The sequence below is a fragment of the Pantoea sp. EEL5 genome, from assembly GCF_049892805.1.
Lineage (GTDB): Bacteria > Pseudomonadota > Gammaproteobacteria > Enterobacterales > Enterobacteriaceae > Pantoea > Pantoea ananatis.
Map to the genome: position 1 here is coordinate 680716 of NZ_JBNDNJ010000001.1, position 25654 is coordinate 706369.

General features: G+C 50.6%; 30 protein-coding genes. All 30 read left to right on the plus strand.

Annotated features, from left to right (window positions below):
* The first annotated feature begins 6 nt into the window (after positions 1-6).
* Positions 7-1464, plus strand: a complete 1458-nt coding sequence (locus tag ACPXSQ_RS03265) for a glycosyltransferase family 2 protein (RefSeq protein WP_426142762.1) — start codon at positions 7-9, stop codon at positions 1462-1464.
* A gap of 177 nt (positions 1465-1641) precedes the next feature.
* The gene (locus ACPXSQ_RS03270; protein ID WP_426143761.1) at positions 1642-1983 is read left to right on the plus strand and encodes an HNH endonuclease signature motif containing protein; all 342 of its coding nucleotides are present in this window, start codon (positions 1642-1644) and stop codon (positions 1981-1983) included.
* Complete coding sequence (locus ACPXSQ_RS03275) at positions 1964-2608, plus strand: hypothetical protein (RefSeq protein WP_426142764.1); 645 nt, start codon at positions 1964-1966, stop codon at positions 2606-2608. The genes ACPXSQ_RS03270 and ACPXSQ_RS03275 overlap by 20 nt, the downstream gene beginning before the upstream one ends.
* Positions 2550-2900 carry an HNH endonuclease gene (locus ACPXSQ_RS03280; RefSeq protein ID WP_426142766.1) on the plus strand — a complete coding sequence of 117 codons (351 nt, stop codon included), beginning with the start codon at positions 2550-2552 and terminating at the stop codon, positions 2898-2900. Before ACPXSQ_RS03275 ends, ACPXSQ_RS03280 begins: the two co-directional genes overlap by 59 nt.
* A gap of 200 nt (positions 2901-3100) precedes the next feature.
* Positions 3101-3574: a phage terminase small subunit P27 family gene (locus ACPXSQ_RS03285; RefSeq protein WP_014593381.1), complete on the plus strand. Its 474-nt coding sequence runs from the start codon at positions 3101-3103 to the stop codon at positions 3572-3574.
* Between the two features lie 3 nt (positions 3575-3577).
* Positions 3578-5308 (plus strand): terminase large subunit, encoded by a 1731-nt coding sequence (locus ACPXSQ_RS03290; RefSeq protein ID WP_426142769.1) that lies wholly within the window; start codon positions 3578-3580, stop codon positions 5306-5308.
* Positions 5308-6612 carry a phage portal protein gene (locus ACPXSQ_RS03295; protein WP_024471889.1) on the plus strand — a complete coding sequence of 435 codons (1305 nt, stop codon included), beginning with the start codon at positions 5308-5310 and terminating at the stop codon, positions 6610-6612. The genes ACPXSQ_RS03290 and ACPXSQ_RS03295 overlap by 1 nt, the downstream gene beginning before the upstream one ends.
* Positions 6613-6623: 11 nt before the next feature.
* Positions 6624-7472: a head maturation protease, ClpP-related gene (locus ACPXSQ_RS03300; RefSeq protein WP_426142771.1), complete on the plus strand. Its 849-nt coding sequence runs from the start codon at positions 6624-6626 to the stop codon at positions 7470-7472.
* 9 nt (positions 7473-7481) lie between these two features.
* The gene (locus ACPXSQ_RS03305) at positions 7482-8696 is read left to right on the plus strand and encodes a phage major capsid protein (protein WP_210448171.1); all 1215 of its coding nucleotides are present in this window, start codon (positions 7482-7484) and stop codon (positions 8694-8696) included.
* Positions 8697-8740: 44 nt separating this feature from the next.
* Positions 8741-9067: a head-tail connector protein gene (locus tag ACPXSQ_RS03310; protein ID WP_426142773.1), complete on the plus strand. Its 327-nt coding sequence runs from the start codon at positions 8741-8743 to the stop codon at positions 9065-9067.
* Entirely contained in the window at positions 9064-9399 is a 336-nt protein-coding gene (locus tag ACPXSQ_RS03315; protein ID WP_024471885.1) for a phage head closure protein, read from the plus strand. Before ACPXSQ_RS03310 ends, ACPXSQ_RS03315 begins: the two co-directional genes overlap by 4 nt.
* On the plus strand, positions 9392-9775 hold the full coding sequence (locus ACPXSQ_RS03320; RefSeq protein WP_426142776.1) for a hypothetical protein: 384 nt from the start codon (positions 9392-9394) through the stop codon (positions 9773-9775). The genes ACPXSQ_RS03315 and ACPXSQ_RS03320 overlap by 8 nt, the downstream gene beginning before the upstream one ends.
* An 11-nt stretch (positions 9776-9786) precedes the next feature.
* Positions 9787-10179: an HK97-gp10 family putative phage morphogenesis protein gene (locus ACPXSQ_RS03325; protein WP_246871791.1), complete on the plus strand. Its 393-nt coding sequence runs from the start codon at positions 9787-9789 to the stop codon at positions 10177-10179.
* 32 nt (positions 10180-10211) lie between these two features.
* Positions 10212-10664 (plus strand): major tail shaft subunit, encoded by a 453-nt coding sequence (locus ACPXSQ_RS03330; protein WP_019106811.1) that lies wholly within the window; start codon positions 10212-10214, stop codon positions 10662-10664.
* Positions 10665-10719: 55 nt separating this feature from the next.
* Entirely contained in the window at positions 10720-11085 is a 366-nt protein-coding gene (locus ACPXSQ_RS03335; RefSeq protein ID WP_426142778.1) for a phage tail protein, read from the plus strand.
* A 250-nt stretch (positions 11086-11335) separates the two neighbouring features.
* Positions 11336-14707 carry a phage tail tape measure protein gene (locus tag ACPXSQ_RS03340; RefSeq protein WP_426142780.1) on the plus strand — a complete coding sequence of 1124 codons (3372 nt, stop codon included), beginning with the start codon at positions 11336-11338 and terminating at the stop codon, positions 14705-14707.
* Between the two features lie 2 nt (positions 14708-14709).
* Positions 14710-15051, plus strand: coding sequence for a phage tail protein (locus tag ACPXSQ_RS03345; RefSeq protein WP_210448165.1), 342 nt, complete (start codon positions 14710-14712; stop codon positions 15049-15051).
* 52 nt (positions 15052-15103) lie between these two features.
* Positions 15104-15841 (plus strand): phage minor tail protein L, encoded by a 738-nt coding sequence (locus ACPXSQ_RS03350; protein ID WP_014593389.1) that lies wholly within the window; start codon positions 15104-15106, stop codon positions 15839-15841.
* A 2-nt stretch (positions 15842-15843) separates the two neighbouring features.
* Positions 15844-16563, plus strand: a complete 720-nt coding sequence (locus ACPXSQ_RS03355; protein ID WP_029570381.1) for a C40 family peptidase — start codon at positions 15844-15846, stop codon at positions 16561-16563.
* Positions 16556-17179, plus strand: a complete 624-nt coding sequence (locus ACPXSQ_RS03360) for a tail assembly protein (protein ID WP_029570382.1) — start codon at positions 16556-16558, stop codon at positions 17177-17179. The genes ACPXSQ_RS03355 and ACPXSQ_RS03360 overlap by 8 nt, the downstream gene beginning before the upstream one ends.
* A gap of 52 nt (positions 17180-17231) precedes the next feature.
* Positions 17232-20447: a host specificity protein J gene (locus tag ACPXSQ_RS03365; RefSeq protein WP_426142783.1), complete on the plus strand. Its 3216-nt coding sequence runs from the start codon at positions 17232-17234 to the stop codon at positions 20445-20447.
* Positions 20447-20758, plus strand: a complete 312-nt coding sequence (locus ACPXSQ_RS03370; RefSeq protein ID WP_426142785.1) for a hypothetical protein — start codon at positions 20447-20449, stop codon at positions 20756-20758. Before ACPXSQ_RS03365 ends, ACPXSQ_RS03370 begins: the two co-directional genes overlap by 1 nt.
* 2 nt (positions 20759-20760) lie before the next feature.
* The gene (locus ACPXSQ_RS03375) at positions 20761-21432 is read left to right on the plus strand and encodes a hypothetical protein (protein WP_105087480.1); all 672 of its coding nucleotides are present in this window, start codon (positions 20761-20763) and stop codon (positions 21430-21432) included.
* A gap of 100 nt (positions 21433-21532) precedes the next feature.
* Positions 21533-21742 (plus strand): phage exclusion lipoprotein Cor, encoded by a 210-nt coding sequence (cor, locus tag ACPXSQ_RS03380; RefSeq protein WP_426143764.1) that lies wholly within the window; start codon positions 21533-21535, stop codon positions 21740-21742.
* Positions 21743-21893: 151 nt separating this feature from the next.
* Positions 21894-22238, plus strand: coding sequence for a hypothetical protein (locus ACPXSQ_RS03385; RefSeq protein ID WP_426142787.1), 345 nt, complete (start codon positions 21894-21896; stop codon positions 22236-22238).
* 45 nt (positions 22239-22283) lie between these two features.
* A complete protein-coding gene (locus ACPXSQ_RS03390) occupies positions 22284-23198 on the plus strand; it encodes a hypothetical protein (protein WP_426142789.1) in 915 nt (304 codons plus the stop codon).
* 1 nt (position 23199) lies between these two features.
* Complete coding sequence (locus tag ACPXSQ_RS03395; RefSeq protein WP_426142791.1) at positions 23200-23433, plus strand: hypothetical protein; 234 nt, start codon at positions 23200-23202, stop codon at positions 23431-23433.
* A gap of 211 nt (positions 23434-23644) precedes the next feature.
* Entirely contained in the window at positions 23645-23884 is a 240-nt protein-coding gene (locus ACPXSQ_RS03400) for a DNA polymerase V (protein WP_426142793.1), read from the plus strand.
* Positions 23884-25146 (plus strand): translesion error-prone DNA polymerase V subunit UmuC, encoded by a 1263-nt coding sequence (gene umuC, locus ACPXSQ_RS03405; RefSeq protein ID WP_426142795.1) that lies wholly within the window; start codon positions 23884-23886, stop codon positions 25144-25146. Before ACPXSQ_RS03400 ends, umuC begins: the two co-directional genes overlap by 1 nt.
* Positions 25147-25278: 132 nt before the next feature.
* A complete protein-coding gene (locus ACPXSQ_RS03410) occupies positions 25279-25602 on the plus strand; it encodes a hypothetical protein (RefSeq protein ID WP_426142797.1) in 324 nt (107 codons plus the stop codon).
* The last annotated feature ends 52 nt before the right edge of the window (positions 25603-25654 follow it).

Below are 25654 nucleotides of genomic sequence, written 5' to 3' on the forward strand. Positions count from 1 at the left end.
CTCTGAATGGAAGTCGTGATTGATGGAATTGCCTATGCGCCACTGACTGATCGGGCATCAAGTATTGGTATAGCCATCAGCTCACACAACCGCCATGACGTTTTATCTCGTGCCCTTGAGCATCAGCTTAAATTCCTTCCTGCTGGTGCGCTGGTGGTTGTGATAGATGACGGTTCAGGCGTTCCGGTTTCTGTTCCGGCTGGCGTCAAAGTTATTCGCCGTGACGTGTCACGAGGCATAGTGGCATCAAAGAACGCCAGCTTGCAGACGCTGATCGACGCTGGCTGTGAACACCTGTTCCTTTGGGATGATGACGCATGGCCTGTCGCTGGTGGGTGGGAACAGCCCTACATTGATTCACCTGAGCCGCATCTTGCCTATCAGTTTCAGGACTTCGCGACAGGCCAGAAGCTAAACGACATAGCCGTGCTTTACCGCGACGATAAACACGTTGCCTACACGGGCCAGCGCGGTGTGATGCTTTACTACCATCGCAGCGTGATTGAGAAGGTTGGCGGTTTTGATCCCATCTATCAGCGCGGCATGTATGAGCACTCGGATTTAGCGTTACGCATCCACAATGCCGGGCTTACATCATGGGCGTTCGCTGATGTCGTCGGTTCGGAAAAACTTATTTACTCGCTTGATGAGCATCAGGCCGTTGAGCGTTCCGTACCAAAGCCAGACCGTGAAGCACAGGTAAAGCGCAATGTGACTATCCACAATGAGCGCCGTAACAGTGGCTACACCGGATATGCAGATTACCGCGACAAGCGCAATGTCGTCATCACCACGTTACTGACCAGCCAGCCGGACCCACAGCGCGGAACAAAGATAACACCTTCACCTGACCTGCTGGCTAAGTGGGCGGCATCGCTCAGTGGTTGTGGCCGCATCGTCCTGGCTGATGAACTGGAGACTGTTCCGGCTGATGCCGAGTTATTTCGTGTGCCCGATGTGAAGATGAATGTTTACTTCCGGCGCTGGCTGCATATCTGGCAGCACTTACGCGATCATCCTGAATACCACTTTGTCTGGTGTACCGATGGCACCGATGTAGAAATGCTTCAGGAGCCGTGGCAGGAAATGGAGCAGGGCAAGATTTACGTTGGCTCAGAGCCAAAGACTTACGCAGACACCTGGGCTAAGCAGTCGCACCCTGAAGCCATCTGTCAGGCATTCATTGATGAGCATCGCAACGACGTGATGTTAAACGCTGGCCTGTTGGGTGGTACTCGCGATGATGTGATGGCAATAGCGCATGGCATTGTCCGGCTGTATTACCACATCGAATCGTTGCGCTTCTGGGGCAAAGAGCAGTCAGCATCGTCCGTTGGCGACATGATTTGTTTTGGAATGGTAGTTAATCGATTTAAAGATAGGGTGATTATCGGTCCAAGGATCAATACCGTTTTTAAAACTGACGGCATTGGTAGTGAGTTTGCTTGGTTTAAACATAAGTAGTCAAATATGACCAAAACCAGAACTTTCATTGAAAGATTCTGGGAGAAAGTTGTTATGGCTGAACCTCATGAGTGCTGGATATGGACCGCGGCTAAGCGGAAAAGTCGGGCTGGCGGTGGAAAGTTTTTGTTTTATGGTCATCTCAAAACCAGCGCAAAGCCGGGGGAAACCAGTAAAATGATACTTGCGCACCGCGCCTCATGGGAAATGCACAACGGCCCTATCCCAGAAGGATATTTAATTGACCATACCTGCCATAAAACACTTTGCGTCAACCCTGCACACCTCCGCGTAGTAACCCCAAAGCAAAATGCTGAAAACAGAAAGAGGCATTCCAATGCCTCATCTGGATATCGTGGCGTAACGTGGAACAGGGACATGCGTAAATGGTGTGCTCACTATAAAGAGCATGGGAAAAGTCATCACATTGGCTACTTCGAATGTAGGCATGAAGCAGCTGAGGCAGCGCGGCAGGCTCGCAATAAGGTTTTCACACACAATGACGCAGACAGATATTAAGTTCGTAGTTGTCGGCCATCACTCACGCCGAAAGCAGGCAGACGAACTGGCATCATCTCTCAAAGCTCATTTGCTTATTGATAATGAAGATCATGGTGCGAACTGGAACCATCGCCGCGCTATCGAGTGGGCAGGCCAGCAGAACTGTCGGGTGGTTATCATGGAAGATGATGCGCTACTGGTTGATGGGTTCGCTGATAAGGTTAAAGCCTGGTTCAAGCGGTTCCCTGACGATCTCCTGTCTTTCTATCTTGGAACCGGCAGGCCTCCGCAGTATCAGCTTGAGGTGGCAACAAAGCTTATCGACAGCGACCAGCGCCAGACTGACTACATCACCATGAGCAGGCTGATTCACGGCGTCTGTTACAGCATGCCGCAACATCGTATCAGTGATGTGCTGACCAGATGGGACAGCGCAAAGCCAGCAGACTACGCCGTTGGTGATGCCTATGGCGGCGACGTTATCTATCCATGCTATTCACTTGTTGACCATGCAGACTCAGACACCGTTGAGCAGCACCCGGACAATGAGCAACGCACACAGCGCCGCAGGGCGTGGAGACTTGATGCCAGCACTGATACCAAGAGCATGCAGGAAGCACGGCTGCGCCAAGACCACAACTGACCGCTCAGGTTACTGTGAAGCTCACCGCAATCATGGTTGGGAGCAGCATCAGCAGGGACAGAGCAGGCATGAGCGCGGCTACGGCAGCAAGTGGGATGTGATAAGGGCCCGCATCCTGCAGCGTGATCGGCATCTCTGCCAGAACTGCCTGAGAAGCGGAAGGCCAACAGCAGCCAAGACCGTTGACCACATCGCACCCAAAGCACATGGGGGTACCGATGATGACACCAACCTTGAGGCCCTGTGCTGGCCCTGCCACCGCCGCAAAACCGCAAAAGAAAGGCTTAAATGATAATCAATATCATCAAAGTGGTTTCAAATGTAACTATCTCACCTCAAATGAGAGCAATTATCATTTGTCAGGGGGAGGGCGGGTCGAAAGTTCACCCCTCTCACCTTTAAGGACCGCCGCCTAACCTTTTTTCGCATCGCCGCAGGTTAGAAAACTTTTTTTGGGGTGACCCAACCAGTGATTAATAGGAGTTTTCGATTATGCCAGGACCGCCGAAAACCCCGACACATCTGGCTTTGGTGAAGGGGAACCCATCAAAACGCGCTATAAACAAAAACGAGCCAAAACCTAAGTCAGGGGTACCCCCAATTCCAAAGCATCTGGATAAGATGGGGAAGTACTGGTTCAAGCGAATTGGCGAAGAGCTTGATGCCGTTGGTGTCATGACCACGCTCGACGGGAAAGCCCTTGAGCTGCTGATTGAGGCCTACACCGAGTACCGTCAACACTGCGATGTCCTGGCTGAAGAGGGCTACACCTATAAGACGGTGTCAGCAACCGGCGAGGATATTGTTAAAGCTCATCCGGCAGCAGTAATGAAGTCCGATGCGTGGAAGCGCATTCGGGCGATGCTCACTGAATTTGGCATGACCCCGGCCAGCCGTTCTAAGGTTGGCGCTAAGGGCCCTGCTGAAGCCGATCCCCTTGAAGAGTTTCTTAAAAAGCGCAAATGATGAATGGCAACTGTTCAGGCTGGTATTCAGTACGCCGAGAGCGTGCTGTCTGGCGAGATCGTTGCTGGCGAACTGGTGCGCCTGGCGTGTCAGCGTTTTCTCAATGATTTAGAGCATGGGCCGGAACGCGGTATCTACTTCAGCGAGGACCGCGCTCAGCATATTCTCGACTTTTATAATTTTGTTCCTCATGTCAAAGGCGCTCTTGCGGGTAAGCCGATAGAGCTGATGCCCTGGCATATTTTCATCCTCATTAATTTGTATGGCTTTGTCATCCCACTGGTCGATGAGGTGACGGGCGGGCACGTTTTTGATGAAGATGGCGATGTGATTATGGTTCGCCGTTTTCGCACTGCTTATAACGAAGTTGCCCGTAAAAACGCCAAATCAACCCTTTCTTCAGGGGTTGGTCTTTATATGACCGGGGCTGACGGGGAAGGTGGCGCAGAGGTTTATTCTGCGGCCACAACACGCGATCAGGCTCGCATCGTTTTTGACGATGCCAAAAACATGATTAAGAAAGCGCCCCGGACGCTGGGGCGGCTGTTCGGTCATGTGAAGCTGAACATCCATCAGGAGCGAACAGCATCCAAATTTGAACCCCTTTCGAGCGACGCTAACAACCTCGACGGCCTCAATATTCACTGCGGAATTGTTGATGAGCTTCATGCTCACCGGACCCGCGATGTCTGGGACGTACTGGAAACGGCGACGGGAGCCCGTCTTCAGTCGCTTTTGTTTGCCATTACCACAGCAGGGACCAACAAAGAGGGCATCTGTTTCGAGCAGCGTGATTACGCCATAAAAGTGTTGCGCGGTGTGGTTGATGATGACACGTATTTTGCCGTGATTTACACGCTTGATGAGCAAGACGACCCGTTTGATGAGACGAACTGGCCTAAAGCTAATCCCGGACTCGGTATCTGTAAGCGCTGGGACGACATGCGCCGCCTTGCCAAAAAGGCAAAAGAGCAGGTTGCAGCTCGTCCAAACTTTTTCACCAAACACCTTAACATCTGGGTTACGGCTGAAAGCGCCTGGATGGACATGGATCGCTGGTCAAAAATGCCGAAACTCGGCGCTGATGAAGACCGTAAAACATGGCCGATGTGGGTGGGCGTTGACCTCGCCAACAAGATTGATATCTGCGCAGCGGTTAAGACATGGCGTGACCCATCCGGTGAAACTCACATGCAGTCACGTTTCTGGATACCGGAAGGAAGGCTTGAAACCGCACCTGCTCACATTGCTGAGCTTTACAGGAAGTGGTCAGCAGCCGGTTATCTTGAGCTGACCGATGGTGACGTTATCGACCACGCGATGATCAAAGCGGACATAGTGAAGTGGGTCCAGGGGGAAAATATTAAGGAGATTGCGTTCGATCCCTGGAGTGCTGTTCAGTTCAGTCTGTCTCTTGCTGAAGAGGGTTTACCGCTGGTAGAGGTGGCTCAGACGGTAAAAAACTTATCAGAATCAATGAAGTCTGTTCAGGCAGAAATTTACGGTAATAAATTCCACCATGACGAAAACCCTGTCATGACCTGGATGATGTCAAACGTCACGGTTAAGCCTGACAAAAACGACAACATTTTCCCAAACAAGTCCACGCCTGAAAACAAGATTGACGGGCCGGTCGCGCTGTTCACTGCCAAAAGCCGAATGCTGGTAAATGGTGGTGAGGATTCGCAGGACCTGAGTGGATTCTTCGAAAACCCGATAATGATAGGCGTCTGATGAAAAAACAAAAGCAGCCTGGCAAGGTTAAATCAGCCTTGCTGAACTGGTTAGGCGTACCGATTGGATTAACAACGGGTACTTTCTGGCAGGAATGGATGGGGATGAGCAGCAGTGGAAAGGTTGTCTCAGCCGATAAAGCTATCCAGCTTTCAGCGGTATGGGCCTGCGTGCGGCTTTTAAGTGAATCTGTCTCGACGCTTCCGCTCAAAATCTATCAGCGTCAGGATGATGGTTCACGCAAGCCCGCCACGCAGCATCCTGCTTATCAGGTACTTTGTCGGCGCCCTAATCTGGAGATGACGCCGTCGCGCTTTATGCTGATGCTGGTTGCCAGTATCTGCCTGCGTGGTAATGGTTTTGTCGAAAAAAAGATGATCGGCAACAAACTGGTTTCACTGGTTCCGCTACTGCCGCAAAACATGGTTGTTAAGCGACTTGATGATGGTTCTCTGCAGTACACCTACACCGAAACATCATCCCAACGCGTGATACCCGTTAAAAACATCATGCATATTCGTGGATTCGGGCTTGATGGTGTCTGCGGCATGATGCCGATGATGGCGGGTCGTGATGTCATCGGCGCAGCTATGGCAGTGGAAGAGTCAGCCGCAAAAATTTTTGAAAACGGCCTTCAGAGTTCGGGGTTTCTCTCTGCTGAAACAGCCCTTGATAAAGATCAGCGTGAAAGGCTTCGTGGCTATATGCAGGCATTCACCGGTTCCCGTAACGCCGGAAAAATTATGGTCCTTGAAGGCGGCCTTAAATACCAGAATGTGACAATGAATCCCGAAGCGGCGCAGATGCTTGAGTCCAGGGCTTTCAGTATCGAAGAAATATGCCGCTGGTTCAGGGTTCCGCCTTTTATGGTGGGCCATGCAGACAAGCAAAGCAGCTGGGCTTCAAGTGTTGAAGGCATGAACCTTCAGTTCCTGACGAATACTCTCAGGCCGCTTCTTGTGAATATCGAGCAGGAAATTTCACGATGCCTGCTCGATGGTGACGAAGAGTTATTTGCGGAATTCTCTGTTGAGGGGTTATTGCGTGCAGACAGTGCCGGGCGCTCTGCCTACTACACAACAGCGCTTCAGAACGGATGGATGTCTCGTAATGACGTTCGTCGCCTGGAGAATATGCCGCCTATTGAAGGGGGTGAGATTTACACCGTACAGCTGAATCTCACGCCACTGGAAGACCTGAAGCAAAACAGCCAGGCAGCTCAGGCCGCTAACCTTCTGAAGATACATAACTACGTTTTCCCGGATATTCCTTTCGATCAATCCCCGCTTAAGAAAGCGGCTTAGGAGCTACCAAAATGACACTGAAAAGCCTTCCGGCTGCGCCGGCAGGACGGCCTTCTGCGCTCTCAAATCGCGATTTGCCTTCTGCTGCTATGGAACGCTGGAACGGCGGTATCAAAGCCGCTAAGCCAGATGAAAACAGCATTTCCGTGTTTGACGTGATTGGTGCTGATTATTGGGGGGAAGGAGTGACAGCCAGCCGTATCGCGGGCGCACTGCGGTCTATGAATGGTGCCGACGTCACAGTGAACATCAACTCGCCCGGCGGTGACATGTTTGAAGGACTCGCCATCTACAACCTTCTGCGTGAGTACGAAGGGAAAGTGACCGTAAAAGTCCTTGGTCTGGCGGCTTCAGCGGCCTCAATTATTGCGATGGCTGGCGATGATATCCAGATAGGTCGTGGTGCATTCCTGATGATCCATAACTGCTGGGTCTATGCGATGGGTAATCGTCATGACCTTTCGCAGATAGCAGCGGATATGGAGCCATTCGATAAAGCAATGGGTGATATCTACTCCTATCGCTCAGGCCTCAGCGCTGAAGATATTGCTGAAATGATGGACGGTGAAACCTATATCGGCGGCAGTGATGCTGTTGATAAAGGTTTCGCTGACCGTCTCCTGTCTGCCGACGAAATATCCGATGACGATGACAGTCCGGCAGCTGCATTACGTAAGCTCGACGCTCTGTTAGCCAAGGCCGAAACGCCACGTTCAGAGCGGCGAAAACTTCTCAAAGCTTTATCAGGCAGCACGCCGGGCGCTGCTGCCAGTACAGAGGGTACGCCGAGCGCTACCGATGAAGTAAACCCAGAAAATCTCAAACAACTCCAGGACGCCCTGGCGGCGTTCGGCAAATAAGGAATTACCATGTCAGAAGTAAATGAAATCCTGAAAAAAGTTACTGCAAGCATTGAAGAAGCCAATGGCAAATTCAGTGCTAAAGCGGAGGAGGCGCTGAAAGAGGCCAAAAAGTCAGGCACCCTTTCTGAAGAGACAAAAGCGGCTGTTGATAAAATGGCTTCGGAATTTAATGCGCTCCGTGAAGCTGAAAAAACGCTGAAAGCTGCTCTGGGTGACCTGGAGCAGCATGTCGCTAACATGCCTCTGCAAAATGCAGTGAAGGTCGCGCAGTCTGCAGGCCATGTTGTCATTTCGAGCGAAGCGCTCAAAACGTTTGCTTCCAGCGTTGAATCAGGAAAGAGACTGAGTATTCCCGTCAACTCAGCGCTGACTTCACCAGACCTGCCGGATCGTGCTGTGGAACCACAGCGACTGCCCGGTATCGATACAGCGCCTAAGCAGCGACTTTTTATTCGCGATCTTATTGCGCCGGGTCGTACTGGTTCGCCAGCAATTTTCTGGGTTCAGCAAACCGGCTTCACTAACTCTGCCAAAGTGGTGCCAGAAGGTGAGAAAAAGCCTTACAGCGACATCAAGTTTGAAACCAAAATCACGCCTGTCACAACCATTGCGCACATGTTCAAAGCGTCGAAACAGATTCTTGATGACTTTGCGCAACTTCAGTCAACCATTGATGCAGAGATGCGTTACGGGCTGAAGTACGTTGAAGAGCAGGAGATTCTCTTTGGCGACGGCAGCGGTGCTCACCTGAAAGGCATCGTTCCGCAGGCATCCAAGTTTGACCCTGCCTTTAAGGTTGCTCAGCAGAGCGGTATCGATGATTTGCGCCTGGCTATGCTGCAGGCTCAGTTGGCTCGTTTCCCTGCATCAGGTCACGTTCTGCATTTTATTGATTGGGCAAAGATCGAACTGACCAAAGACAGCCTGGGCCGCTATATCCTGGCTAACCCTTCTGCTTTGACCGGACCGACCCTTTGGGGACTGCCGGTAGTGGCGACTGAAGAAGCTAAATTCGCTGGCAAGTTCCTGACGGGTGCGTTCAATGTGGCCGCTCAGCTCTTTGACCGTGAAGATTCTAACGTTGTTATCTCCACTGAAAACGGCACTGACTTCGAAGAGAACATGATCTCAATTCGCTGCGAAGAGCGACTTGCGCTTGCTGTTAAGCGTCCTGAAGCGTTTGTCTTTGGCAACTTCAGCGGTGCCGAAAGCGGTTCGTAACCATTAGCGGCCTTCGGGCCGCTTTTTCTCTCGGGATTCTCATCATGATTATCAATCTTGAAACGGTGAGAGAGCATTGCCGTATTGATGCTGACGATACCAGCGAAGATTCACTGTTAACCATCTACATTGGTGCAGCAAAGCGACACATTGAAAAATGGACGCGCCGAAACCTTTATGAAACCAACGCTGATGCGGGGTTTGATACCGACGATGATCGCCTGCTGCTTGATGATGACATCCGTCTGGTCATATTGCTTCTGGTTGGTCACTGGTATGCAAACCGCGAAGCGGTCAGTGAACAAAAAACCAGTGAAATGCCTCTGGCCGTCGAGGCGCTTCTTCAGCCTTACAGGGTTTATGGTCTATGACAGCCCTGGCTGCTGGCGAGCTTGATAAACGCATCAGGGTACAGCGCACTGAATCAGAACGCGGGCCGCTTGGTGAGGTATTGCCGGGTCAGATTGTTATCAGTTCTCCCTTTATCTGGGCTAAAGCTGAAAACATTTCAAACCGCAAAATACGCAGCCTGGACCAGCAACAGATTGTTGAGACATGGCAGTTCACTATCCGACCGCGTATTGATGTTCAGACGGACTGGAAAATAAGTTGGAGGAATGAGGTTTATACAATCAGGGCCGTTGATCGCGGCAGGCGTGATCGTGCCGTCATCACTGCTGAAAGGGACGTGCGTCATGATTGAGTCAGGCATTTACAAAGCCCTTCAGGCGCTGTCCGAACTGCAGGTTTACCCCTTACTCATTCCTGACACTGAGCAGCAAGGTATTACCTATCAGCGCATTTCTGACCCCGAGATTGAAAGTGGTCTTGTCAGAACGTCGCTGGTGGCAGGGCGTTTCCAGATTTCCTTTGTCAAAGTCTCTGACTATACGGGCCTTCTGGCGCTGGACAATCAGCTCTGGCAGATATGGAAGGGCATAAGGCACGGTGATATTGGCGGCTATCCGGTTCAGTACGTTGAGCGCGGCTCTCTGCGACAGGATAAATTCACGCTGCCTAATAACGCAGTGCAGTACCGTCTGAGCAGAGATTTCATTATCTATTTCAGTGAGGTGTGAATGTGCTGAGTATGCAGGTTACAGGGCTTGATGAGCTTGAACGTCAGCTTATCGCCCTGGGTGAAAAAGCCGGTACAAAAGTTTTGCGTGACGCTGGCCGCGCTGCACTTGAAATCGTTGAGCAGGACATGAAAGAGCATGCAGGTTACGACGAGTCCGCAAAGGGCCCTCACATGCGCGACTCTATCAAAATTCGTTCCACAACCCGATCCAAAGGTAATGCAGTCGTCGTGCTTCGTGTCGGACCCAGTAAGCAGCACTTCATTAAAGCGCTGGCTCAGGAGTTCGGCACAGTGAAACAGGTTCCTTCCCCCTTTATTCGCCCGGCGCTGGATTACAACAAGTCCCGCGTCCTCAGAATCCTCGCGGTTGAAATAAGGGACCGCATTCAAAACAACGGGTAGCAGCCGCTACCACTTCAACAGAGAGAAAAGTCATGGCTGATAAAACTTCGCCAGAATACGCGATGCTGCCTGCTGGCACCGTGGTTATGTGGGGCGCGGCTGGCGCTGCGGTTTCCGCGATGAAACCGCTGATTAACTGTAAAGCGCTCGGCGCAACGGGCCAGACGGGCGGCTTCGTTGACTGCACCACGCTCATTGATAAGAGCAAGCAGTTTATTTCTGACCTGCCTGAAGGGCCTGAAAAATCACTCGGCTTTGTGGACGACCCGTCTAACACCGATTTTGCGGCCTTCCTCAACGCTGCGCAAAACCGTCAGACGGTGCAGTTTTACGTCGAACTGCCGAACGGTCGCACCGCTAACATGGTGCTGGCGCTGTCTGGCTGGCAGATGAATGAAATCACCGCACCTGCCAGTGAAGTCATTCAGATCACCGTCCAGGGCAAGCAAAACAATATCGACTGGGGCGTTGCTTCCGGCTCTTAGTTCATTAACAGTGCCGCTGTCATGGCGGCTTTAATTACTCAGCAGGTAAAATCTGATGTCAGATAATTTCGATATTTCAAAGCTCAAATCACTGTTATTGCAGCCAAAGAACACCGCCGTAAAAACTGAAATGTTCGATACCGCCGTTTATATCCGCCGTCGTACTGCGGGCGAGCTTATCAGCTATGAAGAGGCGCTTGATAAGGCGCAGGAAAGCGGCAACGTCCGTTCTATCTCAGAAATGAGCGTTCAGTTGATCATCGACAGCCTGGTGAATGCTGACGGCTCAGCCATTCCCGCTGAGATGCTGCCAACGGCGGCTGAGCTGATTGATGCGCATGACAATCCAGCCCTTATGGAAGCGATTGAGCGCGTCAAAACGCACGCTATCGGCAAGCTGGAAGAAGCGGAAAAAAACTAACGGGCTCGCCGTGGCTCCAGCTTATTTTCTGGCTGGCTGACAGGTGGGGCGAACCTGACCCCTCCGTCATAGCGGCGCTGCCCTGTGACGTGCTGAACCACTGGCGGGCGTACTTTCTTCAACAGGGAATTCTGAAACAGCCTGGCCCTGAAAACATTTCTTCTGTCGCAACCCCGCATCACCCGGCAGGTAACGTAACTGCGCCTGACGTCAGTCAGCAGTGTGATGCTGTCATGAGGGCGTTAATGTAATGGCTGATGTCGCTTCCCTTGCCGTAGGGCTTCACCTCAATGCGGCTAACTTCAAAACGCAGCTTATTGGCGCGTATGGCGATGCTAACAAGCAGTCGCGCCAGTTCAACCGACAGGCACAGGATGACGCCAAAAAGACTGAAGAGGCCTATAAGCGCGTAACTTCCACTGTGAGCGGACTTGCTGGTCGCATAGCCGGGCTGGCTGGTGTGGGTTTTTCGCTGGGTGCGATTATCCAGACTTCGCGGCAGTACTCGCAGGCACTGTCTGACCTGTCATCTATTACCGGCGCAACGGGTGACAAGCTGCGCGCCCTCGATCAGGCCGCGCAACAGATGGGGCGCACCACAGAGTACAGTGCCAGTCAGGCGGTTGAAGCACTGAAGCTGATGGCTTCGGCTAAGCCGGAACTGCTTGAAACGGCGGACGGACTGCAAAAGGCCACTAACAGCGCCCTGTTGTTAGCTCAGGCTGGCGGCAGTACGCTGCCTGATGCAACGCGCACGCTGGCGCTGTCACTTAATCAGTTCGGCGCGGGCGCTGAGCAGGCAGACCGTTACATTAACGTGCTGGCTGCAGGTGCCAAATTCGGTGCGTCTGAAATTAACGACACCGCCGCCGCGATTAAAAATGGTGGTGTGGCCGCAGCGCAGGCCGGGATAGGATTTGAAACGCTCAATGCTGCTATTCAGGTGCTGGCATCGCGTGAAATCAAAGGCGGTGAAGCGGGTACTGCGCTGCGTAACATCATCCTGAACCTCGAAAAAGGTACGGACAAGACGCTCAAGCCCTCTGTTGTCGGGCTGAGCAAAGCGCTGGAGAATCTTGCAGGCAAAAACCTCTCTACGGCGCAGGCCGTTAAGCTGTTTGGCGTAGAGAACATCAACGCCGCCTCCATTCTTACCAGCAATCGAGGAAAACTTGATGAGCTGACCAAATCGCTTACTGGCACACAGACGGCCCATGAGCAGGCCGCTGTCAGGGTGAATAACCTGAACGGCGATCTGATGGGGCTGACGAGTGCCTTTGAAGGTTTGATCATCAAGGTCGGTCAGTCTGGTAACGGTCCTCTTCGCTCCGGTGTTCAGAGCATTACGGAATCCGTAAACGCCCTGGCTGATAACTTTAATACCGTTGCCTCAGTCGCGCTCTATACCCTGATTCCGGTTATCTCAACCAAACTGACCGCGGGGCTCAGGGAAAGTGTGACATCCTGGACCGCTAACGAAATGGCAGTCAGGAGAAACGCATTACAGCAGGCCGAAATCGCCAGGCAGACCATTGCAGCGGCACAGGCCACGCGGTCACAGGCTCAGGAAGAGGCCCGTTATCTTGGCACGCGTACAGCGGCAAACGCGGCAGCGGGCATCAATGTTGGCTATCAGAAAGAGCAGGTTGCGCTAAGTCGCACGATCAGAGAGTCGAGAATCGCTGAAGCAGCGGCTACTGAGCGGCTTGCCGGGGCTAATTCACAACTTTCTCTCAGTACGAGGGCAGCATCGGTTGCTTCCGGGCTGGCGCGTGGCGCACTCTCGCTCATTGGTGGTCCCGTAGGTGCAGCCATGCTGGCCGGTTCTGCTGTGCTTTATTTCCATGAGCAGGCCAAGCAGGCCCGTCAGTCAGCGCTTGATTTGAAAGGCGCGGTAGTTGAAACAACTGCGGCATTGATGCAACTCTCAGATGTGAAGTTGTCGGTTAAATTAGACGATTACACTGAGCAGTTGAACAACATCAACACGCAGCGTGAAAAAGTGAAAGATGAGCTGTCACGTTACAGCGACACGCGGATCAGCCTTGCTAAAAGCCGCGAAGGTTCATCGCTTGGATTTCTTTTCCCCTCTGCTGAAACGCTTGAGAAAGAAAAGCGTCAGCTAAAGGGGCAGCTCGAAGACCTTGATTCAGCGGCATCAACAGCCAGAGATAACATCACTAACGCAACTAATGCCCGCTTCCTTGTGAAAACAGGCGTTGCTGACCGGGCTAAAGCTCTTCAGAGCGATATTCAGGCGGCGACAGCCGCAGCGGCTGATGCGGGAAAAGTCGAATCCCCCTGGGGTGGAGAGGACCCTGCTAAAGCAGACAAAAAGGCGGCGCAGGCGCTCAAGCAGTTTAAGTCCCTTCGCAATGAGATAGAGCAGGCGCACGCTTCCAGCCTGGAAAAAATCAACCTTCAGGAAAAGGTATCGCAGGAAAAAATCCTGAAGGAGGCTAAATCCTCTGGTGTGAGTCAGGCTGAAGTCCAGCGCGTGATGACGCTCAACGCGGCAAACTATCAACAGCAGCGTCAGGAACTGGCTGAGCAGTATTCTCCGGCTAAGGCGGTTATGCGTCAGGAGTCAGAGGCAAGCCGCGACCTTAAACAGCTTTATGCGGCACGTCTGATGACTGAGCAGGAGTATCAGTCAGCCCGTATTACGCTTGCAAATGACTCTGCCCAAAAGCTTATTCAGGCACAGGCCAGCCGTACGGCAGCACCGAAACTGAACATAGCGGGTGAAGTTGACCCGGTCGCGCAGCTCCAGAATCAGCTTGTGCAGCAGCAGAGCCTTTACGATGCCTATTACGCCAACGGCAAACTCAATAAGGAAACCTATGAAGCGCTGATGCAGAAATCCTCAAGGGATTCAGCTGATGCGCAGTATCAGGCTGCTCTTAATCTTTATGCAGGGCAAAGCACGCTGAATAAAGGGATTGTGAGCCTGGCGGAAGCAGCGTCGGAGAGAGTGACCAACTCCCTGACAGGGTTGCTTACTGGTACACAGTCTTTTAAGGAGAGCATTTCAAACCTGTTTGCGTCGCTGGCTCAGAGCGTCATTAAAAGCCTGGTTGAAATGACCGCACAGGCGCTGCTCACCAAAACAGTGCTGTCATCCTTCATGAGCTTCGGCGGTTCCGCACTAGGTGCCGTCGGGTCAGGTGTGGCGGCATCTGCTGGCAGTACCGGCGCGATGGGCATGAGTACCAGTTATCAGGGGTTTGACAGTGGCGGCTTCACGGGAGTTGGCGGGAAGAACGATCCGGCAGGTGTGGTTCATAAAGGTGAATTCGTTTTCACCAAAGAGGCAACGGAGCGCATTGGCGTTTCAAACCTTTACGACATGATGCGCGGATATGCTGACGGCGGGCTGGTTACTGCACCCACTGAGCGGCCTGTAGCGTCCGGCGTGGCGCGTTCTGGTGGTGGTACTCCGGTAATCAATATTGGCGATACGGTTGTTCATATCAGCGGATCGTCTGACAGTGGTGACGCAGGTACTGAAAAAACTGCATCAGCAGCGAAACAGCTGCAGGGAATAATCCGCAAAGAAGTTAATGATTGGGCTAAATCACAAATGACTCCTGGCGGGGTTCTCTACAACGGGCGGCAGTAACAATGGCGACAGACACTTTTACATGGGAAGTCAGGCTGCAGGCCAGTGAGCAGGTTAACGTCTCAACAAATAATGCGCAGTTTGGGGACGGTTATAAGCAGGTGTCCGGTCGCGGTATCAATGATGAGTCTGAAACCTGGTCGCTGACCTGTAACGGCAGGAAGGCTGTCATCGCCGAGCTAAGGGCCTTTCTTAAGGCACACGTTGCCCGTTCATTCTGGTGGACAAATCCATGGGGTGAGAAAAAGCTGTTCAGGGTAAAGGCTGATTCAATTAATCCCAAATTCATCAACGGTGATTTTGTGGAGATCACTTTCACCTTTGAGCAGGCTTTTGCGCCGTGACATGTCACGATATTACAGGACGCTCAGGCGTCCTTTTTTTTATGGGTGAAAAATGAGTTTTAATCAGGATGTACAGACGCTGGAGCCTGGCAGTCTGGTGCAGTTGATTGAAATTGACGGCACTGATTTTGGGCTTGATACCGTGCTTCGCTTTCACGCCTACAACATTGCGTCAGACGGGTGGAAATCCTTTGCGGCTGAAAACCTGCCTTCAATCATCTGGCAGGGTAATGAGTATGATCCGCACCCTTACGAGCTGACAGGCGTTGAAATGACCAGTTCAGGGACGCAGCCGACACCAAAACTTTCTGTCGGGAACGTGGGTAACTACGTCACCGCGCTTTGCCTGCAGTTTGATGACCTGGTAAAAGCCAAAGTCAAAATACATACCACGATGGTCAAGTATCTGGATGCGGCTAACTGGACGGCAGGCAACGCCAGTGCCAATCCGCAGGAAGAGCGCCTTCAGCTTTTTTATGTTAACGCAAAGACAGCAGAAACCCGCGTTCAGGTGGATTTTGAGCTGTGTTCACCGTTCGACATTCAGAGCCTGCAGTTGCCCTCGCGTCAGATTACACCCGTCTGCACATGGTGCATGCGTGGCTGGTACCGGACGGGAACCGGCTGTGATTATGCCGGTAATCGCTATTTTGCCAAAGACGGCTCACCGACTTCTGACCCGTCAAAGGACGTATGCGGCGGTCGCCTGGCAGACTGTAAGGCGCGTTTTGGAGATAACGAGCCGCTACCTTTCGGGGGCTTCCCTGCCGCCAATCTTCAGGGGAAATAGCGATGCGCCAAAAAATTATGGCGGCAATCACAGAACATGTGGCCGCTGAGTATCCGAAAGAAGCCTGTGGGCTGGTGGTTCAGGCGGGCAGGGCTCAAATCTATATCCCCTGCAAAAATATTTCAGACAATCCAACCGAGCATTTTGCCATTTCGCCCGAAGAAAAGCGGGAAGCGGAAAAGAAGGGCGCAGTGCTGATGGTCATTCACTCTCACCCTGACGTGCCGCAGCTTATACCGTCTGAACGTGATCGCGTGCAGTGCGATTATTCTGGCGTGGAGTGGGGGATCATGTCGTGGCCGGACGGCGATTTCTGCACGATTAGCCCGAGAGGTGAACGAGAGCTGGTTGGGCGTCAGTGGGTGCTTGGCTTCGCGGACTGCTGGACGCTCATCATGGACTATTACCGTCAGGAACATGGTATTACGCTGAATAACTGGTCGGTGGATTACGAATGGTGGATTGACGGCAAAGAAAACCGCTATGACGAAAACTGGCAGGCTGAAGGTTTTATTGAGGTTCCACCTCCTGAAATGCGCGAAGGTGACATGATCATGATGCGCATTCAGGCCCCGGTAACAAACCATGCCGCTATTTATCTCGGCGACAACCTCATTCTTCATCATAACTCGGGCAATCTTTCGACACGCGTTCCTTACGGCGACTACTGGCGTAACCGAACGGTCCGGGTTGTCAGGCGTAAGGAGCTGGCTGATGCTTAAAACGATGCGTTTAAAAGGGATCATGGCAAAAAAGTTTGGGCGGGTTCACCGCTTCCACGTTGCAGACCTTCGCGAGCTTATTCGCGCTATGTGTTCACAGGTTCCGGGCTTCAAAAAGTACGTATCTAATGCGCATCTTAACGGCATTCGTTTTGCGTTCTTCAGTGGCAAAGACAATATCTCGCTTCAGGAGTTTGATATGTGTTCTGCGTCTGCTGAGTTTGAAATGGAGCCCATCATCGAAGGTTCAAAGCGCGGCGGCACGCTGCAAATCATCATTGGTGCTGTTGCTATTGTGGCCGCATTTTTTACAGCGGGTGCATCTCTCGCAGCATATGGTGCGGCGCTTGGCACCGCAACGGCAGCAGGTTTAGCCACAACCGCACTGACAAGCCTCGGTATCAGCATGTTGCTGGGCGGAGTGGTTCAGATGCTGACGCCGCAGCCCAAATTTAATGTTGGCGCATCATCCAGCACGGACAACAAGCCCAACTATGCATTCGGTGCGCCTGTTAACACCGTTGCGATGGGCTATCCGGTTCCCGTTCTCTACGGCGAGCGTGAAATTGGCGGGGCGATAATCAGCGCAGGCAGCTTTACCAGCGATCAGCAATAAACTTTTTGATTACCACAGGCCACCTTCGGGTGGCTTTTTTTATGGGTGAAATATGCGGCTTCTCGAAGGTGTGACTATCCAGGGTAACAAAGGTGGTGGCGGGGGCAGTGCGCACACTCCGGTAGAGCAGGCTGATGATCTGCTTTCAGTCGCGAAACTCAAAATGCTGCTGGCAATCTCTGAAGGTGAAATTCAGGGTGATTTAACCGCACAGCAAATTTTCCTTAATGATACGCAGCTCGCGAATAACGACGGCAGCTACAATTTCACTGGCGTTATCTGGGACTGGCGCAAAGGCACACAGGACCAGACCTACATTTCTGGCATGCCAGAGGTTGATAACGAGCTGTCTGTTGGTGTTACCGTTACGCAGTCACTGCCCTGGACGCGCCAGTATAACAACCTGTCTCTGGATGCCGTGCGCATCAAACTGAGTCTGCCTGTTCAGTATCAGTATAAAGACAACGCCGACATGGTGGGCACTGTGACGCAGTACGCTATAGACCTGTCTACTGACGGCGGAGGCTGGGTTCAGGTGGTTGATGGCCGTTTCAGCGGTAAAACGACATCCGAGTATCAGCGCGATCACCGCATTGATTTGCCTCGGGCCAGCAGCGGCTGGTCAATCCGGGTTCGTCGCATTACCGCTGATTCAACCTCATCAAAACTGCTTAATGCTTTTCGCGTTTTCTCTTTTGCTGAAGTCATTGACAGTAAGCTGCGCTGCCCTAATACCGCACTGCTTTATATCGAAGTTGACTCAAGCCAGTTCAACGGGCAGGCCCCAAAAATCACCTGTAAGCCAAAAGGCAAACTGGTGCGCGTCCCAACAACATATGATCCGGTCAGCCGCAGCTATAATGGCACATGGTCAGGTGATTTTAAGTATGCCTACACCAACAATCCGGCATGGGTCTTTTACGATCTGGTTCTGGACAAAATTTATGGCATGGGAACGCGTGTTGACGCTTCCATGATTGACAAGTGGGAGCTGTACAGCATCGCGCAATACTGCGATCAGCCTGTACCAGATGGCGCTGGCGGTACTGAGCCGCGATTTACCTGTAACGTCTTCATCCAGAGTCAGCAGGATGCCTACGCCGTTCTGAAGGATATAGCGGCAATATTTCGTGGCATTACCTTCTGGGGAAACAACCAGATTTTCGTCAACGCAGACGTGCCGCAGGTCGATTCAAACGGCAACGTCGATGTGGATTTTGTTTATCACGCATCAAACGTGATTGACGGGCTGTTTACCTATGCAGGTGGCAGCTATAAGAATCGTTATTCATCCTGTCAGGTGAGCTGGTCAGACCCAATCAATCACTACTCGGATACGGTTGAAGGCGTTTACGATTCCGATCTGGTTCAGCGCTATGGTGTGCGCGAAATGAGCCTGACGGCGATTGGTTGTACTTCGCAAAGCGAGGCTCACCGCCGTGGACGCTGGGCTATTCTGTCGAATGCCAAAGACGGCACTGTTTCATTTGGCGTTGGCCTGGATGGTTATATTCCGGTTCCGGCCGAAATTATCGGCGTAGCCGACCCATTCAGAAGTGGCAGGCAAAACGGCGGTCGGCTGAGTTCGGTTAACGGGCGAAGTTTCGGGCTGGACCGCGCCATCGATTATGCCGCTGGCGACAGGCTTGTGGTTAATCTGCCAGACGGAACGGCGCAGACACGCACCATATCCGCCGTCAGTGCGGACAAAAAAACGGTTACAGTAGCCACTTCATTCAAGATTGACCCTGTTGCAGGTGCCGTCTGGGCGATTGACAGTGACAAGCTGGCTATTCAGTACTTCCGCGTTACGTCAATTTCAGGCAATGACGATGGCACGTTTACTGTCGCAGGCGTCCAGCATGACCCGAACAAGTACCGCTACATTGATGACGGTGTACGCATTGAGCCTGCGCCCATTACTGTAACGCCTATCAACGTTCTTAAAGCCCCGTCCAACATTAAGCTGGAAGAAGTCAGCTATGTTGAGCAGGGCTTGTCTGTGGCATCAATGCAGGCGACATGGGACAGGGTTGAGGGTGCGATCAGTTATGTGGCTCAGTGGCGTAAGGATAAAGGCGATTGGGTTAACGTCAGCCAGACCAGCGCTCAGGGCTTCAGCATTCGGGGCATCTATACTGGCGTTTACGATGTCAGGGTAAGAGCGGTCAATGCTGCTGAAGTGTCATCACCCTGGGGGTACGCAGATTCAACAGCGCTGACGGGTAAAGTCGGTAAGCCCGGCACGCCTGTTAACCTGATGGCCACAGACAACGTGGTATGGGCTATTGATGTCACCTGGGGTTTTCCTGACGGTTCTGGCGATACGGCTTACACCGAAATTCAGGTTGCCACTACGGCAGACGGCCTCAATCCTCAGTTCCTTGCCTATGTTCCTTATCCGGGTGTCAGCTATCAGCACGGCCCTATGCCTGCTGGCGTTCGTCGCTGGTATCGCGCCCGGCTGGTGGACAAAATCGGGAATACCGGTGACTGGACAGACTTTAAGGCGGGTATGTCAAACGTCAACGCCGATGACCTCATAGGCAGCGTGGTTGAAGAATACCTTCAGTCTGATGACGGAAAGGCGTTACTCACACCCCTCATTACCGATCCGAACGCCCTGGCTGAGAGCATTCTCGCGAATTATGACGATGTTGAGCAGCAGTGGGCCAACTATGGAGACAATAAAGCAGGTGTCATTCAGGCCAAAAAGGTAGCCGCTGATGCACAGATTTCGGTTGCCGAGCTAAATACAACTGTCACGGCAGAATTCGCGGAGCAGCAGGCTGCTATCGAGGAAAAACTGACGGCCTATGCGGACGCAAATGGCGGCTCTGCAATCTATACGCTCAAGGCGGGAGTGCAGTACGGCGGCACGCAGTATGATGCCGGTTTATCTGTTGCGGTCACCATCAATGGCAGTTCAGTTGATACACGCTTCGCGGTCAATGCCAATCAGTTTGTCGTCATTAATGGCAGCGGTAAAAACGTTTATTCACCCTTCGTTATCAAAGACGGACAGGTGCTAATCAGCCAGGCATTTATTGGCGAGGGCTGGATCAATAACGCAATGATCGGAAATTTTATCCAGTCTAACAATTATGTTGCAGGCTCTGTTGGCTGGAACCTTGATAAGAACGGGACTTTCTCAATGAACGGCTCAGTTGCTGGAGAAGGGCAGTGCAAACTTGAAAATACCGGGCTTTCAGTTTTGTCTTCTGATGGTTCGCTGGTTCAGGTTGGTCGCCTCACTGGGAGATTCTAATGGCTAAATGGGGATTCGGTACTTGGGACCCTCAGGGAAGAGACACAAACACAGGCATAGTCAGGATACTTGTCGCAGGAACCATGGTTGTTGCAAATGGACAGAAGAGTGGTTCGTTTTCATTTTCTGTGCCTTCAGGATACAGGCTGGATTATACATTTCAGGCAAACATGGGTGCCTCTCCTGCAGGAAGAAGGAGGGTCATTATATCCGGTAACAATGCGAATTTGAGTGATGCTGGTGACACTGATTACTCTTCAGGCACCGTTCCAGCTTATGCAGGCACCTTCCTTTTTTTTGTCAGGAGATAAGCATGGAATTTGGGTTAGCACTTAATGACGAGTATGGAAATCCCTTTTACATCAAAGGAACACTGCCACTGACTTTAATAGGCCGACAATCTTTCTCCGTACCTTCTGGCGGATTAGGGTCATCGGTAATTCATGATAATGACAGTGTCGTCAGGCTTTTCTACTACGATGTAACTGGTGCCGATGGGTATGCATTTTATTCAAGGAACACTCAAGGTCAGGGGGTTTTATCTTACGGGAGCAACTCAACATCAACTGTCATTAATCTTTATACGTTTGGCTACCAATACCAGACACCCCCTGCTTTTGGTATAGCTATTTTCGATAACTCAAATCCGCGCAGGTGTATAATACACAACAAGTCAAAAGTCTTGAGTAATGTCCAGAACATTGGAACAGAGGGTGATGAAAATTCAGGGTATAAAATTTCAACCACGTTTACTGGAAGATGGGCCATAAGCCCTGTCATGACAGGGTATATTACCGGTGTTATTAGCCAAGGCAGCCAGCCACGACCATTTCAGTCAACTTTTTATGCAAGGTCATTATTTGATGGAAATCAGTCTGCAATTGCCTCAATATTAGATAAGGGACCACCAGGCGGTGACGTTGGCAATATAACCTACTCAAATTTCAGGAACAGAATTTTTGCTGTGGATGTATCAAGGTATTAAATTTGATCGTTATGATCTAAGTTTTGATTTGAAATAGTTTAGCAATGAAAATATAAGTGATGGATGCAAATTAAAGGAATATCTGATGAGAGCAATCATAATGTTGGCTGTGCTTTTTATAACCTCTGGCTGTCAAAGCTTACCGCCTGTCCAATGCACTGCGACTGCTAAAATTGGAGGGCAAGATACAACAGTTCAGATCTACGGGGTTAGGACCCAAGCTAATCAAACCCAGTACTATGCAGGGCATCCGTTCGGCTGGAAATGGGTTTCTAAAAACAACTTCTCACAATCTACATGTGAAAAGTGAAGTTATAAATCATTTCTCGGCCTGGACAAACGCTCAGGTTTCTTTTCAGGCCGATGTCTAAAAATTACATTCGTGAACGGAAATTAGATTCTATTTTCATAATTACAAGTTATCCTTAATCTTTACAAAAAAAGATTGAATGGAATAACTTATGAAAAATCATGCTGTTATAATATTACCTACCCTTCTTCTTATTGGTTGCACAAACACATACACATATAGGGAAGATCAAAAACCAATTGATACTTTTACATCTCTGAAAGCACCTCAAAAAGTACAAGAATGCATTTTGATGGAGTGGCAGAAGCAACCCCTAGGTAACACAGTCCAGCCCCAACAAGCTGGAGACTACTTTAGCGTTTTAGCTATAACAGACAATCTAGATGCCTTCAAAGAAGGCGAAACCACAAAAGTTAATTATTATTCAGTTCGTGGTTCTCTAGACCCATGGAATGGGATTGATAAGAGAATTAAATCAATAAAATCATGTATATAACCCGCCTGGCTCTTGAGCCGGGTTTTTTATTACCCGGAGAACATCATGCCAGCAGGCACTATCGCACTAACCAACAAATCAGCCACAGTTGCCGGTACTGGTACCAGCTTCACCACTGAGTTAAAGGCGGGGGATTTCGTATACGTCAATGTGGGTGGCGCACCTTATACGCTTGTGGCCGCAAACATCACCTCAGACACGCAGTTAACTCTGGCTGTTGCTTTTGATGGTCCGTCAACCAGCGGGTTAGCCTGGAATGCTGTGCCGGCATCTTTGCAGGTGGCGATCACACAAAAAATCCTCAATGATTTTGCCAGTGTTGCGCGTGGCCGCATTCTTGATTTTCAGAACTGGCAGAAGATTTTCAGCGATTCGCCGTCAGTTGATGTAACTCGCCCAGACAGAACGATCTTCACTGGCCCGAGCTGGGGCTACATGGCAAACCAATTTTCTGGCAAGGCTGATAAATCGGCGCTGGATGCATTTGCGGCAAAAGGTGCCAATAGCGATATAAAATCTCTCACCGGGCTAACCACAGCTCTGTCTGTAACTCAGGGTGGAACCGGAGGAAACAGCCCGGCTACTGCAAACGCATCCCTGGGCAATCAAACTCTACGTATCGGAGATGCCACTATAACCACTTCGGGCGGGAAGGTTGTAAGAATTGAGGGAATTATAGGGGCTCAGCAGCCGGTTGGAGCGTTTAACCCCAATCAAGGCTGGTATACTCACTATTACAGTTTTACTCTGCCTGGCTCTTTTGCAACCGCTCTAACTTCATGCACCATGACAGTAGTTAGCGCAAGAGGAGACCAGCAAACTGCTGAATACCCAGCGATTGTGCGCTGCACTCGCGATAAAAATGGTGGTGGTACATCAACTAACCAGGTGACTGTTGCGATAACCACACCTTTTACCGGATGGTATCCTTATTTTAATTTCAGCGCGGTGGGCTATTGATATGAGATTTTATTTTCAACCTGAATCACGCGGACTATTCATTGATGTGCTTGGTGCAATACCTGAGGATGCATATGAAATAAGTGAGGAAAGCTATCTGCAGTTGGCAGGAACCGCCATCAGCATAACTAACCCACACGGTAAAGATGATCCAGATTTTGATCCAAACTGGAAGCCTGACTGGATTATTCCTCAGCCCCTGTCAGGCGCTGACAAACAAAATCAAGGGTCATAAAAAGCCCGGCGACCGGGCAATGACTGAAACGCTCCTGTCTCAGCAAATTTACGGGATGGGTGATTAAACCTTAGTCACTCACCCTGTACCCTTCAAAATAAAATCCCTTTCCTACCAACACCTTTACAAATCTCACATCCACATTGGCTTGATCAATTTCATAGGTTGATATTACTGTGATTATATACAGTAAAATTCGGAGGTTAAAAAAATGCCCCGTGACTACGAAATCATGATTGCCTTTCGTCAGGCCATTAAGCGCGATAGCGAAGGCCGCTACACACTCAGCACTCTGGACTTTGTACGCGAACTTGATGCCCTCAACTGGCATTACACGCTTCGTGCCGCTAACAAGTGGATAGAGACGCACACTACAACCTTCCGCGACATCTCAACTTCTGAAGGCGAGGAACGCGTGTTTCAGATTTTCAATCCCAATGGTGGCTTCTGATGTTCGCCCTGGTTGACGTTAATTCGTTTTACGCCAGTTGTGAGACAGTGTTCAGACCTGACCTGCGCGGAAAACCTGTCGTTGTTCTCAGCAACAACGACGGTTGCGTAATTGCCCGGTCCGCAGAAGCCAAGGCGTTGCAGATACCTATGGGAGCGCCTTATTTCAAACTTAAGAATGATTTCAGGCGGCATAACGTTCAGGTCTTCAGTTCCAATTACGCGCTTTATGCCGATATGAGTAATCGCGTCATGACGACCCTGGAGGACATGGCCCCGGCAGTCGAAATATATTCAATTGATGAAGCTTTCATGTGTCTGGATGGCATGCAACGTCTTACCTCACTTGATGATCTCGGGCGAAAGGTACGAGCCAGAATCAAACAAGAAACCCACCTCACTGTTGGCGTTGGCATAGCGCAGACAAAAACGCTCGCGAAGCTGGCTAACCATGCCGCTAAAAAGTGGAGTAAGACAGGCGGCGTTCTGGACTTGTCCAACATTGACCGGCAGAAAAAGTTGCTTGCCCTTGTTCCTGTAGAGGATGTTTGGGGAGTTGGGCGGCGCATCAGCAAAAAGCTGAATGATATGGGTATCACCACGGCTAAAGACCTGGCCGAACAAAGTACGTATATCATCCGTAAACATTTTAACGTTGTGCTTGAGCGCACCGTCAGGGAACTGCGTGGCGAGACCTGCTTAGAGCTTGAAGAGTTCGCACCAACCAAACAGCAGATAGTGTGCTCACGTTCTTTTGGCTCACGTATCACCGAATACATGGACATGCGTCAGGCCGTCTGTGCCTTTGCAGAACGAGCTGCAGAGAAGCTGAGGAAGGAAAGGCAGTACTGCAAACAGATCGCTGTATTTGTCCGTACCAGCCCGCATGCAGAGGGTGAGGTGTTTTACGGCAATCAGGCCAACGGGAAATTGCTCACGCCTTCTAACGATACCCGCGACATTATCCGGGTGGCTATGGACGCACTCGATCAGATATGGCTCGACGGTCACCGCTATATGAAAGCAGGCGTGATGCTAGGCGATTTCTTCAGTCAGGGAGTGTCTCAGCTCAACCTTTTTGATGAATACCGGCCACAGCCAAACAGCGAAGCCCTTATGCGGGTAGTGGATGGTTTTAACCAAAGTGGCAAAGCCAGTCTTTTTTTTGCGGGGCAGGGAATTGAAAAGTCCTGGGCAATGAAGCGGGAGATGCTTTCACCTGCTTACACGACCCGTTTTGCAGATCTACCGGTAGCAAAATAAGAGAAAATTTTATTGTAGCAAGGGAGTATATTGCACTTTTAATTAGTGTTTTTTTAAAAGCTTTTAATTTTTATTAAATAGGGTTATTTTAAGTAATTGCGACAGTTTTTTTTATTGTAATGGGTTTCTTTTATGACTTATGAAATCGAGCAATCTCAGTACTTCGGTATCATTAAACTGCTTGAGGATTTGGGTCCAACACCTCAAAAATGTAAAGCCTTCTTTTCGGTCGCTTTGGATTTTACGGGGTTGAAAGATGACGAGGTTGCATATGCCTTTGATTTTATTGTATTTTATGCTAAATTGAATTGTATTGATTTGAGAGAGTATTTATTTGATAATCGCGAATTTTATAACGATTTTTATATTTTATTATATGTTAGAATTGAAAAATATACTCTCGGTCAATTGTCAGAAAACGTTCTTTTTACGAAATCTGAAAAGAAAAGGTTATAATATTTCATGAGCTTGTTCAGCCTGTTTTACTGAGTGATAAAAATTATTTTTG